This is a genomic window from Photorhabdus khanii NC19 (assembly GCF_000517265.1).
Lineage (GTDB): Bacteria > Pseudomonadota > Gammaproteobacteria > Enterobacterales > Enterobacteriaceae > Photorhabdus > Photorhabdus khanii.
In genome coordinates this window covers 339,865-353,515 of the sequence record NZ_AYSJ01000015.1, presented here as the reverse complement: position 1 = coordinate 353,515, position 13,651 = coordinate 339,865, and the positions used below count along the sequence as shown (strand labels likewise).

Here is a 13,651-nt window from a genome sequence, read left to right as displayed (position 1 = left end):
CACCATAAAAAAGACTAGCACGTCACTCCATCAACCACAAAGAAAAAATCATAAAAATATTAATAAGTAAACAAAAATAAACCCCGAAAACCAGGTTAATAAAAAGTTAATATAATAGTGATAATTTTATTTGAAAAAATATTAACATATTGATTAATAATAACAAAAAACAAATTTAGCAAAGATATTGTTACTGAGATCACAATTAAAATTAACAAATACATTAACATATTGCAACAAATCGATTTGTGGTTTATTAATATATTAATAAATGCATCTTAAAGCTGTCTGTTTAAGCTCAGAGGAGTCGTTAATGAAAGGCACTGTCTTCGCCGTAGCCCTCAACCATCAGAGTCAGGTCGATTTCTGGCATGACTCATTTCAGCAAGCGCCTTATAACACCCTGCCTAAAACCCCGATATGGTTTATCAAACCGCGGAATACCGTTATCACCTCCGGTGACGTTATTCCCCATCCTGCGGGAGAAGAGGTTCAGAGCGGCGCAACACTGGCGCTGGTGATAGGTAAAACCGCCCGTAAAGTCACCGCTGAAAACGCAGCCGAATATATCGCAGGTTATGCATTAGCTAATGAAGTCAGCCTGCCTGAAACAGCGTTTTATCGCCCGGCCATTAAAGCGAAATGTCGTGATGGTTTTTGCCCTATAGGTCAAATGATCAACCCTGAATCAGTTGATGCACTGGACATCATTACTGAAATCAATGGGCAGGAAGTTGATCGCTGGTCAACCACTGATCTAGTGCGTTCAGCCGCAGAATTAGTCGCGGCATTAAGTGATTTCGCCACCTTGAAGGAAGGTGATGTGATCCTGCTTGGCACTCCGCATCAACGGGTTTCCATCAAACCAGACGACAACGTGGTTATCCGGGCAGCAGGTTTCCCACCGCTGGAGAATCAGGTTGTGCAAGCAGGAGAAAAAGCATGAAACACGCAAGAGTTCGTTATCAGGGTCAGGATCTGAATGTGACGGTTGATGATCAGGAAAATGTCTGCCTGCCAGATGGCAACAAAGTCAGCAGTGAATTCGTTCAATGGCTACCACCCGCCGACGGAACCCTGTTTGCCCTCGGTCTGAACTACGCCGATCACGCCACTGAACTTGAATTTAAGCCACCGGAAGAGCCACTGGTTTTTATCAAGGCATCCAATACGCTGATCGGCCATCGTCAGGTTTCCGTTCGCCCGGATAATGTGGAATACATGCATTATGAATCTGAGCTGGTGGTTGTCATCGGCAAAACCGCCCATAAAGTCGCCAAAGAACAGGCGATGGATTACGTTGCCGGATACACGGTTTGTAACGACTACGCGATCCGTGACTATCTGGAAAACTATTATCGCCCTAACCTCCGGGTAAAAAGCCGCGACACGCTGACCCCCATCGGCCCGTGGATCATTGATAAAAAAGATGTACCAGATCCGCATAATCTGACATTAAGCACCTGGGTCAATGGTGAATTGCGTCAGCGCGGCACCACCGCCGATCTGATCTTCGATATCCCATTCCTAATCGCCTATCTGAGCGACTTTATGACGCTGCAACCGGGAGACATGATCGCCACTGGGACACCAAAAGGGTTGTCTGATGTCGTACCGGGGGATGAAGTGATTGTTGAGGTTGAAGGCGTTGGGCGTCTGATCAACCGTATTGTCAGCCAGCAAGAGTATGAGGAGAGCCTGTCATGACGATGATTAATCATTGGATCAACGGCAAGAACGTCAGCAGTAAAGAATATTTTGCAACCACCAACCCGGCTAGCGGTGAAGTGCTGGCTGAAGTGGCTTCTGGTGGTCAAGAAGAGATTGATCAAGCGGTTGCAGCAGCAAAAGCAGCCTTCCCCAAATGGGCTGATCTGCCGATGAAAGAACGTGCACGCCTGATGCGCCGTTTAGGCGCACTGATTGATGAGAATGTGCCTGAAATCGCGGCAATGGAAACTAAAGATACCGGTTTGCCTATTCATCAAACGCAAAATGTCCTGATCCCACGCGCTTCTCACAACTTCAACTTCTTTGCTGAGATTTGTCAGCAAATGAATGGCCGGACCTATCCGGTTGACGACAAGATGCTCAACTATACGCTGGTGCAGCCAGTCGGTGTTTGTGCGCTGATTTCGCCGTGGAATGTGCCATTTATGACCGCGACCTGGAAAGTCGCCCCCTGTTTGGCACTGGGTAACACTGCGGTGCTGAAAATGTCAGAACTTTCCCCATTAACTGCAAACCGTCTGGGGGAGCTGGCGCTGGAAGCCGGGATCCCTGCCGGTGTTTTAAACGTAGTGCAAGGATACGGTGCTACTGCCGGTGATGCATTAGTGAAACATCACGATGTTCGGGCAGTCTCTTTTACCGGCGGTACCGCAACCGGCCGCCAGATCATGAAAAATGCCGGTCTGAAAAAATATTCAATGGAGCTGGGGGGTAAATCGCCGGTTCTGATCTTCGAAGACGCCGATATTGAACGCGCACTGGATGCCGCTCTGTTCACCATTTTCTCTATCAATGGTGAACGTTGTACCGCCGGTTCACGCATTTTTATTCAAGAAAGCATCTACCCTGAGTTTGTGCAACGTTTTGCTGAACGTGCGAATCGTCTGCGGGTTGGCGATCCACAAGATCCCGGCACGCAGGTTGGTGCGCTTATCAGCAAACAGCATTGGGAAAAAGTCTCCGGTTACATTCGTCTGGGTATTGAAGAAGGGGCAACGCTGCTGGCCGGCGGCCCAGATAAACCCACTGATTTGCCGGAACACCTGAAAGGTGGCAATTTCCTGCGCCCAACAGTGCTGGCGGATGTCGATAACCGTATGCGCGTTGCGCAGGAAGAGATCTTCGGCCCGGTCGCGTGTTTGTTGCCATTCAAAGATGAAGCAGAAGGTCTGCGTCTGGCGAATGACGTGGAATATGGTCTGGCTTCTTACATCTGGACTCAAGATGTCAACAAAGTATTGCGTCTGGCCCGTAATATTGAAGCAGGCATGGTATTCGTCAATACCCAGAATGTTCGCGACCTGCGCCAGCCATTCGGCGGCGTGAAAGCCTCCGGTACCGGCCGTGAAGGCGGTGAATACAGTTTTGAAGTGTTTGCAGAGATGAAAAACGTCTGTATCTCTATGGGGGATCATCCCATCCCGCGTTGGGGGGTATAACGGTTTCATCAGCGTTAACCACGGCGAATTCCGGTTCGCCGTCCTGATATCAAATGAGGATTTTATGGGTAAGTTAGCGTTAGCGGCCAAAATTACACATGTGCCATCAATGTATCTGTCTGAACTACCGGGAAAACATCATGGTTGCCGTCAGGGAGCCATTGACGGGCACAAAGAGATTAGCCGTCGTTGCCGTGAAATGGGTGTCGATACAATTATCGTGTTTGATACCCACTGGCTGGTGAACAGTGCCTATCACATTAATTGTGCCGACCATTTCTCCGGTATTTACACCAGTAATGAATTGCCACATTTCATCCGCGATATGAGTTATGAATATGACGGCAACCCTGAATTGGGACAAATGATCGCGGAACAGGCGCGCAATATGGGCGTGCGCGCTCAGGCACATGAAATCCCAAGCCTGACACTGGAATACGGCACGCTGGTGCCAATGCGTTACATGAATAGTGACCGACATTTTAAAGTTATCTCTATCTCCGCGTTCTGTACTGTTCATGCTTTTGAAGACAGTCGTCGTCTTGGGGAAGCCATTCTGAAAGCAATTGAGAAATATGACGGTACAGTTGCTGTGCTGGCCAGTGGCTCCCTTTCTCACCGATTTATTGATGATCAGCGCGCAGAAGAGGGCATGAACAGCTACACCCGCGAATTTGATGAACAGATGGATCGCCGGGTGGTACAACTTTGGAAAGAGGGCAAATTCAAAGAGTTCTGCAAGATGTTGCCGGAATATGCGGATTACTGCTACGGCGAAGGCAATATGCACGATACCGTGATGCTGCTGGGCCTGCTCGGTTGGGATAAATATGACGGTAAAGTGGAATTCCTGACCGAACTGTTCCCCAGTTCCGGCACCGGGCAAGTTAACGCGGTATTCCCGTTGCCTGATGACATTACCGATGAGCAAGCCACAGCCTGATTTGGAGTCACCTATGCCACATTTTTATGCTGAATGTACGGAAAATATCCGTGAACAAGCCCATCTGCCAGCGCTGTTTGCCAAAGTGAATCAAGCACTGGCGGATACCGGCATTTTTCCATTAGCAGGAATACGCAGCCGTGCTATCTGGCTGGATACCTGGCACATGGCTGACGGTCAACATGATTACGCTTTCGTCCATATGACGCTGAAAATCGGCACCGGGCGCAGTCTTGAAAGCCGTCAACAGGTTGGCGAGATGCTATTCAGCCTGATCAAAGAACATTTTGCCTCACTGATGGCACAGCGTTACCTCGCCCTCTCTTTTTCGATGGAAGAATTGGACCCGGTACTGAACTACAAACAAAACAACGTTCACGCCTTGTTTCGTAAGGAACAGTGATGCCGAAGCCCTTTAATCAACATCCCCCGCGCTGGCTTATCCCGTTATTGGGTGCGCTGGTGGCATTCGGGCCTTTGTCGATTGATATGTACCTGCCAGCCTTGCCAGAAATGGCAAGGCAACTACAGGCGACACAAGGGCAAATGCAATATACTCTAGGCGCGTTTTTCGCCGGTTTTTGTATTGGCATGCTGTTATATGGCCCACTGAGTGACCGTTTAGGACGCAGAAAGCTGTTGCTCAGTGGCATGGTGTTATTCGTCGTCGCCAGTGTGGCATGTACATGGGTGACGCAAGTTGAACATTTGATTTTACTGCGTGCATTACAAGCATTTGGCAGCGGCGCAGCCGTTGTTATGGCCAGAGCCATCGCCCGTGATATCTATCGCCCTGCGGAATTACCCCGGGTGCTGTCACTGATGACGCTAGTGACGATGATAGCGCCACTTATCGCCCCCTTACTCGGTGGCTTACTGTTAACCTATTTCAACTGGCAGGCCATATTTATTTTACTGACGCTGGTTGGCTGTATCAGTGGGTTATTATTATTATTTTTGTTGCCAGAAACGCTGCCTGCCAATAATGACGGTGGAAAACTTATCTCCGCGTTTAAAAACTACGGCAAATTACTGGTTGACCGTGAAGCCATGGCGACTATCGGCACATTGGCATTCACTTGTGCCGCCATGTTCGCTTTTATCAGTGGCTCGCCTTTCGTCTATATCGATTATTTTCAGGTTCCGGCCAACTACTACGGATTACTGTTCGGCTGTAATGCACTGGGCATGATAGCGATGGTGCTGTTCAATGTCTGGTTATTGAAAGTTTACAGCCTTTCCCGTCTGTTATTGATCCAAACCAGCGCTCAATTACTGTTTGGCATTTTGCTGGTTATTTTTTATCAGCAAAACCTGACTGTTATCGTTATTTTGGTTGTACTGGTTATATCGCTGGTTAATGCCATTGGTACTAATAGCCTCTCTTTATTACTTCAACATCGTGGTCAACTTGCCGGCAGCGCCAGCGCACTCGCTATCTCTTCGCAATTCGCGATGGCGGCGCTCGCCAGCGTTGCCGTCTCTTTATTACAAGATGAAACCCCTTTTGCTATGGCCCTTGTGATAGCCGTTTGCGCCGGGTTGAGTTGGTTATGTCAGCTACTGGCAACTTCTCACCAACAGACGCAATCCATCCAAGTGTTTTTAGGAGAAAAAAACAATGACAAATAATGTGAATACAGAACTATTACGTCAGCAGGCTTATATCAACGGGCAATGGCTCGATGCCGATAACAAAGTCACGTTTAAGGTGACTAACCCGGCAAATGGCGAGGTAATTGCACAAGTCAGTAATATGGGCGCAGCGGAAACCGAACGGGCAATTGCCGCCGCTCAACAAGCCCTGCCTGCCTGGAGAGCCATGACCGCCAAACAACGCAGCCAGCTTCTGCAACGCTGGTTTCGGTTAATGATGGAGAATCAACAGTCTCTGGCAGAATTGTTGAGTCTGGAGCAAGGGAAACCGCAGGCGGAAGCGATGGGAGAGATCGCTTATGGTGCCAGTTTCATCGAGTGGTTTGCGGAAGAAGGTAAACGTACCTACGGTGAAACGATCCCAAGCCCGCTGCCCGGTCGCCGGATCATCACGATCAAACAGCCTATCGGCGTTGTCGCCGCCATTACGCCGTGGAACTTTCCTAATGCCATGATCGCCCGCAAAGTTGGCCCGGCACTGGCCGCTGGCTGTACTCTGGTACTGAAACCCGCCGCAGAAACGCCACTTTCAGCTCTGGCTTTAGCCGCGCTGGCTGAACAAGCAGGCATTCCCGCAGGCGTACTGAATGTTGTCACGGGAAAAGAGGCTAAGGCCATCGGTGGTGTTATGACCCAAAGCCCGATTGTGCGCAAACTCTCGTTTACCGGCTCAACCAGTGTCGGCAAATTACTGATGGCCCAAAGCGCCGATACCGTGAAAAAGCTGTCACTGGAACTGGGTGGCAATGCGCCATTTATCGTTTTCGATGACGCAGATATTGATGCCGCTGTACAGGGCGCACTTACCGCTAAATTCCGCAACAGCGGTCAAACCTGCGTTTGTGCTAACCGTATCCTAGTGCAGGAAACTATTTATGACACCTTCGCAGAACGTCTGGCACAAGCAGTCAGTGCATTACAGGTTGGCCCAGCCAGCGACGTCAAATCACAGCAAGGCCCGCTAATCAATCAGGCAGCCGTCGATAAAGTGCAAGAACACATTAGTGATGCCGTTTCTCATGGCGCACGCATACTGGCTGGCGGCAAACCACACGCTCTGGGCGGCTTGTTCTTCGAACCTACCGTGCTGGTTGACGTCACTGAATCCATGCTTATCTCCCGTGAGGAAACATTCGGGCCTATCGCCCCTCTCTTCAAATTCCGTGATGAGGCAGAAGCCATTCATCTGGCAAATGATACTGAATTCGGCCTGGCAGCTTATTTTTACTCCCGTGATATCGGCCGGATCTACCGTGTGGCTGAAGCGCTGGAAAGCGGCATGGTCGGCATCAATGAGGGCTTGATTTCTAATGAAGTCGCTCCATTCGGCGGCATTAAACAATCGGGGCTGGGGCGAGAAGGTTCACGTTACGGCATCGAAGATTATCTGGAAGTGAAATATCTCTGCTTTGGTGGCATAGAGGACACAGGAGCTTAACCACATGTTACAGAAAGAAGTCGTATCACAGGTTGCACACCGTCTGCATCAGGCAGAGAAAAGTTGTCAGCAAATACGCCAGATCTCGTTGGATCACCCTGAAATCACTATTGACGACGCTTATGCCATCCAGCGTGAATGGGTGAATTTGAAAATTGCGGAAGGTCGCGTACTCAAAGGCCACAAAATTGGCCTGACTTCCAAAGCCATGCAAGCCAGTTCACAAATCAGCGAGCCAGACTATGGCGCTCTGCTGGATGATATGTTTTTCCCTGATGGCAGCGATATTCCCTGCGACCGCTTTATTGTGCCCCGTATCGAAGTCGAACTGGCCTTCATACTGGCAAAACCACTGCGTGGCCCAAACTGCACTTTGTTTGATGTTTACAATGCGACAGATTATGTCATTCCGGCGCTGGAGTTGATCGACGCCCGTTGCCACAACACCGATCCGGAAACCCATCTCCCACGCAAAGTGTTCGATACGATTTCTGATAATGCCGCCAACGGCGGAGTGATTATGGGCGGCCGCCCGATTAAGCCAGACGAGCTTGATCTGCGCTGGATCAGCGCCCTGCTCTATCGCAATGGCGTGATTGAAGAATCCGGCGTTGCGGCAGCAGTGCTTAATCATCCAGCTAACGGTGTTGCGTGGTTAGCAAACAAACTGGCACCACACGGTGTTCAACTTGAAGCAGGGCAAATCATCCTTGGTGGCTCTTTTACCCGCCCGGTTCCGGCACGTAAAGGGGATACTTTCCATGTGGATTACGGCGCACTGGGTTCCATCAGTTGCCATTTCGTTTAAGGAGAAAATATGGATCGATTAACCAACAAATTTAAACAGGCATTAAAAGCAGGCCGTCCACAAATCGGCTTATGGCTGGGGCTTTGCAGCCCCTACAGTGCAGAATTAGTGGCCGGATCCGGTTTCGACTGGCTATTGATCGATGGCGAACATGCGCCGAACAACGTTCAGACGATTCTGAGCCAATTGCAAGCAGTTGCACCTTATCCAAGCCATCCCGTTGTACGCCCGCCCTGGAATGATCTGGTGATCATCAAGCAGTTGCTGGATGTGGGTGCCCAAACCTTACTCATCCCCATGATACAAAACGCCGAACAGGCTTACGAAGCGGTTCGTGCCACCCGTTACCCACCGGAGGGTATTCGTGGCGTAGGCAGCGCTCTGGCAAGAGCTTCTCACTGGAATCGAATTCCTGATTACCTGCATCGTGCCAACGATGAGATATGCGTTCTGGTTCAGGTAGAAACCCGTGAAGCACTGCGTAACTTGCCGGAGATTCTTAAAGTAGACGGTGTGGATGGTGTTTTTATCGGCCCGGCGGATCTAAGTTCCGATATGGGTTTTACCAATAATCCACATCACCCTGAAGTGAAAGCGGCGATTGAGCAGGCTATCGCTCAAATCAAAGCAGCGGGTAAAGCGCCGGGTATTCTGATGTCAGCCCCCGCTGTTGCCGAGCATTACCTGAAACTCGGTGCGTTATTTGTTGCTGTCGGTATCGACACAACGTTACTGGCTCGCGCGGCAGAAGCGCTGGCGGCACGGTTTGGCGCGGGCAAAGACCTTCCCGCAACGCCTGCATCCAGTGTTTATTAATCCTGACAATGACCAACATTAACAACCGATTTACCCGACAACCTTTTGATTTGCCATAACAACGTAATACAGATAAAAAAATAATAAGGAAAATGACAATGAGCGATTCATCCACTGCCGCGCAACAGTCGGATCTCCCGGCGGCTAAACATAAGCAGCTAACGGCACAACAGCAATCCATCATTAACAAGCTATTCCGTCGCCTGATTATTTTCCTGTTCGTCTTATTTGTATTCTCGTTTCTGGACCGAATCAATATCGGGTTTGCCGGCCTGACCATGGGTAAAGATCTTGGGCTGAACGCGACAATGTTCGGTCTGGCAGCAACCCTGTTCTATGTCACTTATGTCATCTTCGGTATTCCCAGCAATATCATGCTCAGTATTGTCGGGGCGCGACGCTGGATAGCCACGATCATGGTGCTTTGGGGGATCTCCTCCACTGCCACCATGTTCGCCACCGGACCAACCAGTCTGTACATCTTACGTATGTTGGTCGGTATCGCCGAAGCAGGTTTCGTACCGGGTATCCTAGTCTATCTGACTTACTGGTTCCCGGCTTATTACCGCGCCCGCGCCAATGCGCTGTTTATGGTGGCAATGCCGGTGACCATGGCATTTGGTTCTCTGGCTTCCGGTTACATTCTGGCAATGGATGGCCTCTTGAACCTTCACGGTTGGCAATGGCTATTCCTGCTGGAAGGTTTTCCTTCGGTATTACTGGGAATAATCGTTTGGTTCTATCTTGATGATTCACCAAAACGAGCCAAGTGGTTGACAGATGAAGATAAAAAATGCTTACAAGAGATGATGGATAACGACCAACCTGCTCCGGTTCAACCGACAGGCTCATCAACTCATCAAACCATGCAAAAACGCAGTATATGGCGTGAGATTTTCACCCCAATAGTGCTGATGTACACCCTAGCCTATTTCTGCCTGACCAACACACTGAGCGCGATTAATATCTGGACGCCACAGATTGTACAAAGTTTCAATCAGGGCAGCAGTAACATCATGATCGGTATTCTGACCGCCATTCCTCAGTTTTGTACCATTATCGGGATGGTTTACTGGAGTCGCCGTTCAGACCGGTTACAGGAACGTAAAATGCATACCGCTCTGCCCTATCTGTTCGCTGCCGTGGGCTGGATATTGACGTCACTGACCAACCACAGTGTCATTCAGTTGATTGGGATTATTATGGCTTCGACCGGTTCATTTACCGCAATGGCCGTCTTTTGGACAACACCGGATCAATCCATCAGCTTACGCGCAAGAGCGATCGGCATTGCGGTTATTGCCGCCACGGGTAACATAGGTTCAGCACTCAGCCCGTTATTAATCGGCTGGCTGAAAGATCAGACCGGGAGCTTTAATACGGGTCTCTATTTTGTAGCCGGATTACTGATCATTGGCGCAGCCATTATCCAGACGATCCCAATGAAACATGCCAGACCGAGAGCAACAACGTAATTTTCAATAATATAAGGAAAAACCAGCATGACCGGGCCTATCATTGCCAATATTGATATCAGCAAAGATTATGATGAGACCCAAGGCACAGATGATGTGCATTACCAAACTTTTGGCCGAATGGCGGCATTTTTCGGTCGTGATATGCAAGCTCATCGCCATGATGGTTTCTTCCAGCTTCATTTTTTGATCACCGGCCATATTGAATTGCAGTTGGATGATCAACACTATTCTGTACAGGCACCGCTGTTTATCCTGACGCCGCCCTCCGTTCCTCATGCTTTTTTTACTCAGGATGACAGTGACGGATATGTACTTACCGTGCGGCAAGATCTGATATTACCGCTATTAGAATCACTCTATCCTACCAACAAAGATATTCTGGATATTCCGGCGATTTGCTTATCTGTCACAGATAAACCGGAAGAGCTGGAAGCTTTTAACCATTACTGGGCATTAATAGCCCGCGAATCATCCAATAACTTTATCGGGCGGACGCAATCACTGACATTTTTAGCGCAAGCGCTATTCACCTTGCTATTGCGCAATATTCCCCTTGATGACCACCCCGTCAATGGGGTGCGGGGAGAAATTAGATTATTTCAGCGATTTAACCAATTAATAGACAACTATTATCGTCATCATCTTTCCGTACCGGAATATGCCCATAAACTAGGCATTACCGAATCACGGTTAAAGGATATGTGCCGTCGGTTTGCCAATCGCCCACCTAAACGATTAATTTTCGACCGTCAACTACGTGAAGCCAAACGGTTATTACTCTTCAGTGATTGCGCTGTATTTGAAGTTGCTTATCAACTTGGATTCAAGGATCCCGCCTATTTTGCCCGTTTTTTTAATCGATTAGTTGGCTGTTCTCCCAGCCTTTGGCGAGAAAAAAATACTCGCGAAATATAAACACCAATACTATTTATAGCAAGATAGGCACTTTTTATTCTAACCGTAAGGAAAATATGAAACTTGAAAGTTTTAATATCGAACGAAAATCTTTACTTTAAACTACAAATGAGGTGATGATTACTTCGCTATCTTTTTTTCAAATCTTTATATTTTCTGCTATCAACTCACCCCAAATTTAATCATTTTTGTTACAAAATCTCTTCCCAGAATTAAAATTATGAATATACTGGAGTTATACGACTTACTGGAACTATTAAGGATAAGTTAATGGCGACCGGAGTGCCGATGCTAAGGAAAAACCGCTATTTTACTATTTGTGGAAATAGAGAAAAGACAATGCATTTAATAATGAGAATTTCAGAATGAGCAGATTAGCTATCGCTTTGGTTTTAAATATCAGTTATGCCATTTTTTGCGCGTTATTTATATTTTTGATGTCTTATTTAGAAGAAGAACACTACGTAGTTGGTAAGGATTTAAATAACATCTGTGCTATTTATAGCGCGCTTATAGATGATAACCGTGATCTATTTGCACCAACATGCTTACTGATTATATCGCCATTAATTTATGCAACTGCAAAGAAAAGATTCAAATCACGTTCCCTTAATGTCATTACATTTACGTTACTGGGATATTGGATATGGCGGTTTTTTATCAGACTCATGGTATGTATTTAAAATAATTTCGAACAGTTAGGTAGCAACTATCAGATGCTACCTGAATATCCTGTCGGTCTTAAACTCCATTTTATACTTTGATTTTATGACAATCGTGGCATTTAAAAACCACGTATTTCCTGATATGCAAATCACAGAATTAAAAATATCTTTATAAACCTCTCTTCATGAAAAAATAACCATCTCATTATCACTAACCATATGATATAAAAAGATAAATAACCTGATGGCATTGATAATATTGACCCTATTTCTTCGCCATATTCCTTTTGTATCCGCCTTATTAATGTAAATTATTTCAAATTTACAAATTTTTGGTTGATTTTTCCACACACCCTACAGGAGAATCGAATAAACAGTATAAGGAGCAACCAATATGGCGAATATAATTTACTTAACACTGAAAGGTAAAAAACAGGGTTTAATCTCCGCTGGCTGCGGCTCCTTAAATTCTATCGGCAATCATTACCAGCATGGTCATGAAAATGAAATTTTCATTTATACTCTTCAACATTTAATGACCCGAGAGCAACATGCTTCTCATCACCCGGTCATGATAATAAAGCCTATCGATAAATCTTCTCCTTTACTGGCGCAATGTTTTTCTGAAAATGAAGAACTGGAATGTTTATTTGAATTGTACCGAACATCACCAACCGGAGGGTTAGAAAAATACTATTCTATCAGGCTAGGCTATGCTTTTATATCCAGCATAAAAACCAATTACCCGCACTCCAAAGACAATAATTCAGGCACACCACAAGAAGTTATCTGTTTTACTTACAAGAATATCACCTGGAACAATCTTGCTTGTTCAACGGGTTCTTACAGCTTCTGGGATGACAGGATCTATTAACCATGAATAACGCCAATTATTTGACTGATGATGCTGTTGATTCAGAATCTGAAAATGGGTTACGCATTGTTTTATCGCCGGTTCAGTTGGCAGCGATTCTGTCGGATAATACCGTTACTGAAGAGGAAACCTGGAGTAACCGAATATTAGGTGGGGCTGGTTTAGCCGCCGGGGTGGTTGAACTTATTGGTGCAGGTGGTCTCTGCCTTGCACCCGACCCGACAACGCTAACTAAAGCGGCCTGTGTTATTGTCGGGGCACATAGTCTTGACGTCATGAATGCTTCTGCCAGTCAAATGATAACCGGCAGAGAAACAATGACGGAAACTTATCGTGCGGCGGTAGATTTAGCGAAAGAATTTGGTGCTGATGACTATACCGCGTCTGAAATAGGTCTTACCGTTGATATTGCTGTACCGTTATCATTTGCTTCAATAGTGGGAGCTGTTAGGGTTGCCTCGGTACGAGTAGGCAGAATTAAATTAATTGAACATGAGTCAGAGACAGGGTTAAAACCGGGTGGTCATACTTTGGCTAAACATGTTGGGTTATCGGAGCAGGAGTTGAGGGCGAGGTTTTTAACAAATAAAAATATAGAAGTATCAAGTTCTTTTTATGATATAAAAACCGCAGAGACAGTGATTTCAAAAATCTTAAGAAATAATCAAATCAGAATAACTTCCATGTTAAAATATGCCCCAAAAGGATTAAGATTAGAGATAGATTATATTTCAAGCACCCCGATTGGAATTAGTGTGACTAGAGGATCAAAAAATGTAGAAAAGTTATATAAAGTCAGAGTCGTTTTAATTCACTCTGAATATAATGGACAGCCTTACTATATATTAACCGCATTTCCAAAACCTAATTGAAATATATGGAGAGAAA

General features: G+C 46.7%; 14 protein-coding genes. All 14 read left to right on the top strand.

Features of this window, described 5'->3' with window-relative positions; translation table 11 throughout:
• Positions 1 to 313 precede the first annotated feature (313 nt).
• The 14 genes from PTE_RS20275 (at position 314) to PTE_RS20210 (ending at position 13,635) form a co-directional block, all read left to right on the top strand.
• On the top strand, positions 314 to 946 hold the full coding sequence (locus tag PTE_RS20275) for a fumarylacetoacetate hydrolase family protein (protein WP_036849929.1): 633 nt from the start codon (positions 314 to 316) through the stop codon (positions 944 to 946).
• Positions 943 to 1,707: a fumarylacetoacetate hydrolase family protein gene (locus tag PTE_RS20270; protein ID WP_036849926.1), complete on the top strand. Its 765-nt coding sequence runs from the start codon at positions 943 to 945 to the stop codon at positions 1,705 to 1,707. Before PTE_RS20275 ends, PTE_RS20270 begins: the two co-directional genes overlap by 4 nt.
• Complete coding sequence (gene hpaE / locus PTE_RS20265; protein WP_036849923.1) at positions 1,704 to 3,170, top strand: 5-carboxymethyl-2-hydroxymuconate semialdehyde dehydrogenase; 1,467 nt, start codon at positions 1,704 to 1,706, stop codon at positions 3,168 to 3,170. The genes PTE_RS20270 and hpaE overlap by 4 nt, the downstream gene beginning before the upstream one ends.
• 64 nt (positions 3,171 to 3,234) lie before the next feature.
• Entirely contained in the window at positions 3,235 to 4,113 is an 879-nt protein-coding gene (gene hpaD, locus PTE_RS20260) for a 3,4-dihydroxyphenylacetate 2,3-dioxygenase (protein WP_036849920.1), read from the top strand.
• Between the two features lie 13 nt (positions 4,114 to 4,126).
• Positions 4,127 to 4,516, top strand: coding sequence for a 5-carboxymethyl-2-hydroxymuconate Delta-isomerase (locus tag PTE_RS20255; RefSeq protein WP_036849917.1), 390 nt, complete (start codon positions 4,127 to 4,129; stop codon positions 4,514 to 4,516).
• Positions 4,516 to 5,745: a Bcr/CflA family multidrug efflux MFS transporter gene (locus tag PTE_RS20250; RefSeq protein WP_081738283.1), complete on the top strand. Its 1,230-nt coding sequence runs from the start codon at positions 4,516 to 4,518 to the stop codon at positions 5,743 to 5,745. Before PTE_RS20255 ends, PTE_RS20250 begins: the two co-directional genes overlap by 1 nt.
• Positions 5,735 to 7,207, top strand: coding sequence for an NAD-dependent succinate-semialdehyde dehydrogenase (locus tag PTE_RS20245; RefSeq protein ID WP_036849914.1), 1,473 nt, complete (start codon positions 5,735 to 5,737; stop codon positions 7,205 to 7,207). Before PTE_RS20250 ends, PTE_RS20245 begins: the two co-directional genes overlap by 11 nt.
• 4 nt (positions 7,208 to 7,211) lie before the next feature.
• A complete protein-coding gene (gene hpaH / locus PTE_RS20240; protein WP_036849912.1) occupies positions 7,212 to 8,015 on the top strand; it encodes a 2-oxo-hept-4-ene-1,7-dioate hydratase in 804 nt (267 codons plus the stop codon).
• A 9-nt stretch (positions 8,016 to 8,024) separates the two neighbouring features.
• Positions 8,025 to 8,831 carry a 4-hydroxy-2-oxoheptanedioate aldolase gene (gene hpaI / locus PTE_RS20235; RefSeq protein ID WP_036849910.1) on the top strand — a complete coding sequence of 269 codons (807 nt, stop codon included), beginning with the start codon at positions 8,025 to 8,027 and terminating at the stop codon, positions 8,829 to 8,831.
• Positions 8,832 to 8,929: 98 nt separating this feature from the next.
• The gene (gene hpaX, locus PTE_RS20230) at positions 8,930 to 10,306 is read left to right on the top strand and encodes a 4-hydroxyphenylacetate permease (protein WP_036849908.1); all 1,377 of its coding nucleotides are present in this window, start codon (positions 8,930 to 8,932) and stop codon (positions 10,304 to 10,306) included.
• Positions 10,307 to 10,333: 27 nt separating this feature from the next.
• On the top strand, positions 10,334 to 11,224 hold the full coding sequence (gene hpaA / locus PTE_RS20225; RefSeq protein ID WP_036849906.1) for a 4-hydroxyphenylacetate catabolism regulatory protein HpaA: 891 nt from the start codon (positions 10,334 to 10,336) through the stop codon (positions 11,222 to 11,224).
• A gap of 365 nt (positions 11,225 to 11,589) precedes the next feature.
• Complete coding sequence (locus PTE_RS20220) at positions 11,590 to 11,907, top strand: YjeO family protein (protein WP_036849904.1); 318 nt, start codon at positions 11,590 to 11,592, stop codon at positions 11,905 to 11,907.
• 376 nt (positions 11,908 to 12,283) lie between these two features.
• Complete coding sequence (locus PTE_RS20215; RefSeq protein ID WP_036849901.1) at positions 12,284 to 12,763, top strand: Hcp family type VI secretion system effector; 480 nt, start codon at positions 12,284 to 12,286, stop codon at positions 12,761 to 12,763.
• A 2-nt stretch (positions 12,764 to 12,765) separates the two neighbouring features.
• The gene (locus PTE_RS20210) at positions 12,766 to 13,635 is read left to right on the top strand and encodes an RNase A-like domain-containing protein (RefSeq protein WP_051477485.1); all 870 of its coding nucleotides are present in this window, start codon (positions 12,766 to 12,768) and stop codon (positions 13,633 to 13,635) included.
• The last annotated feature ends 16 nt before the right edge of the window (positions 13,636 to 13,651 follow it).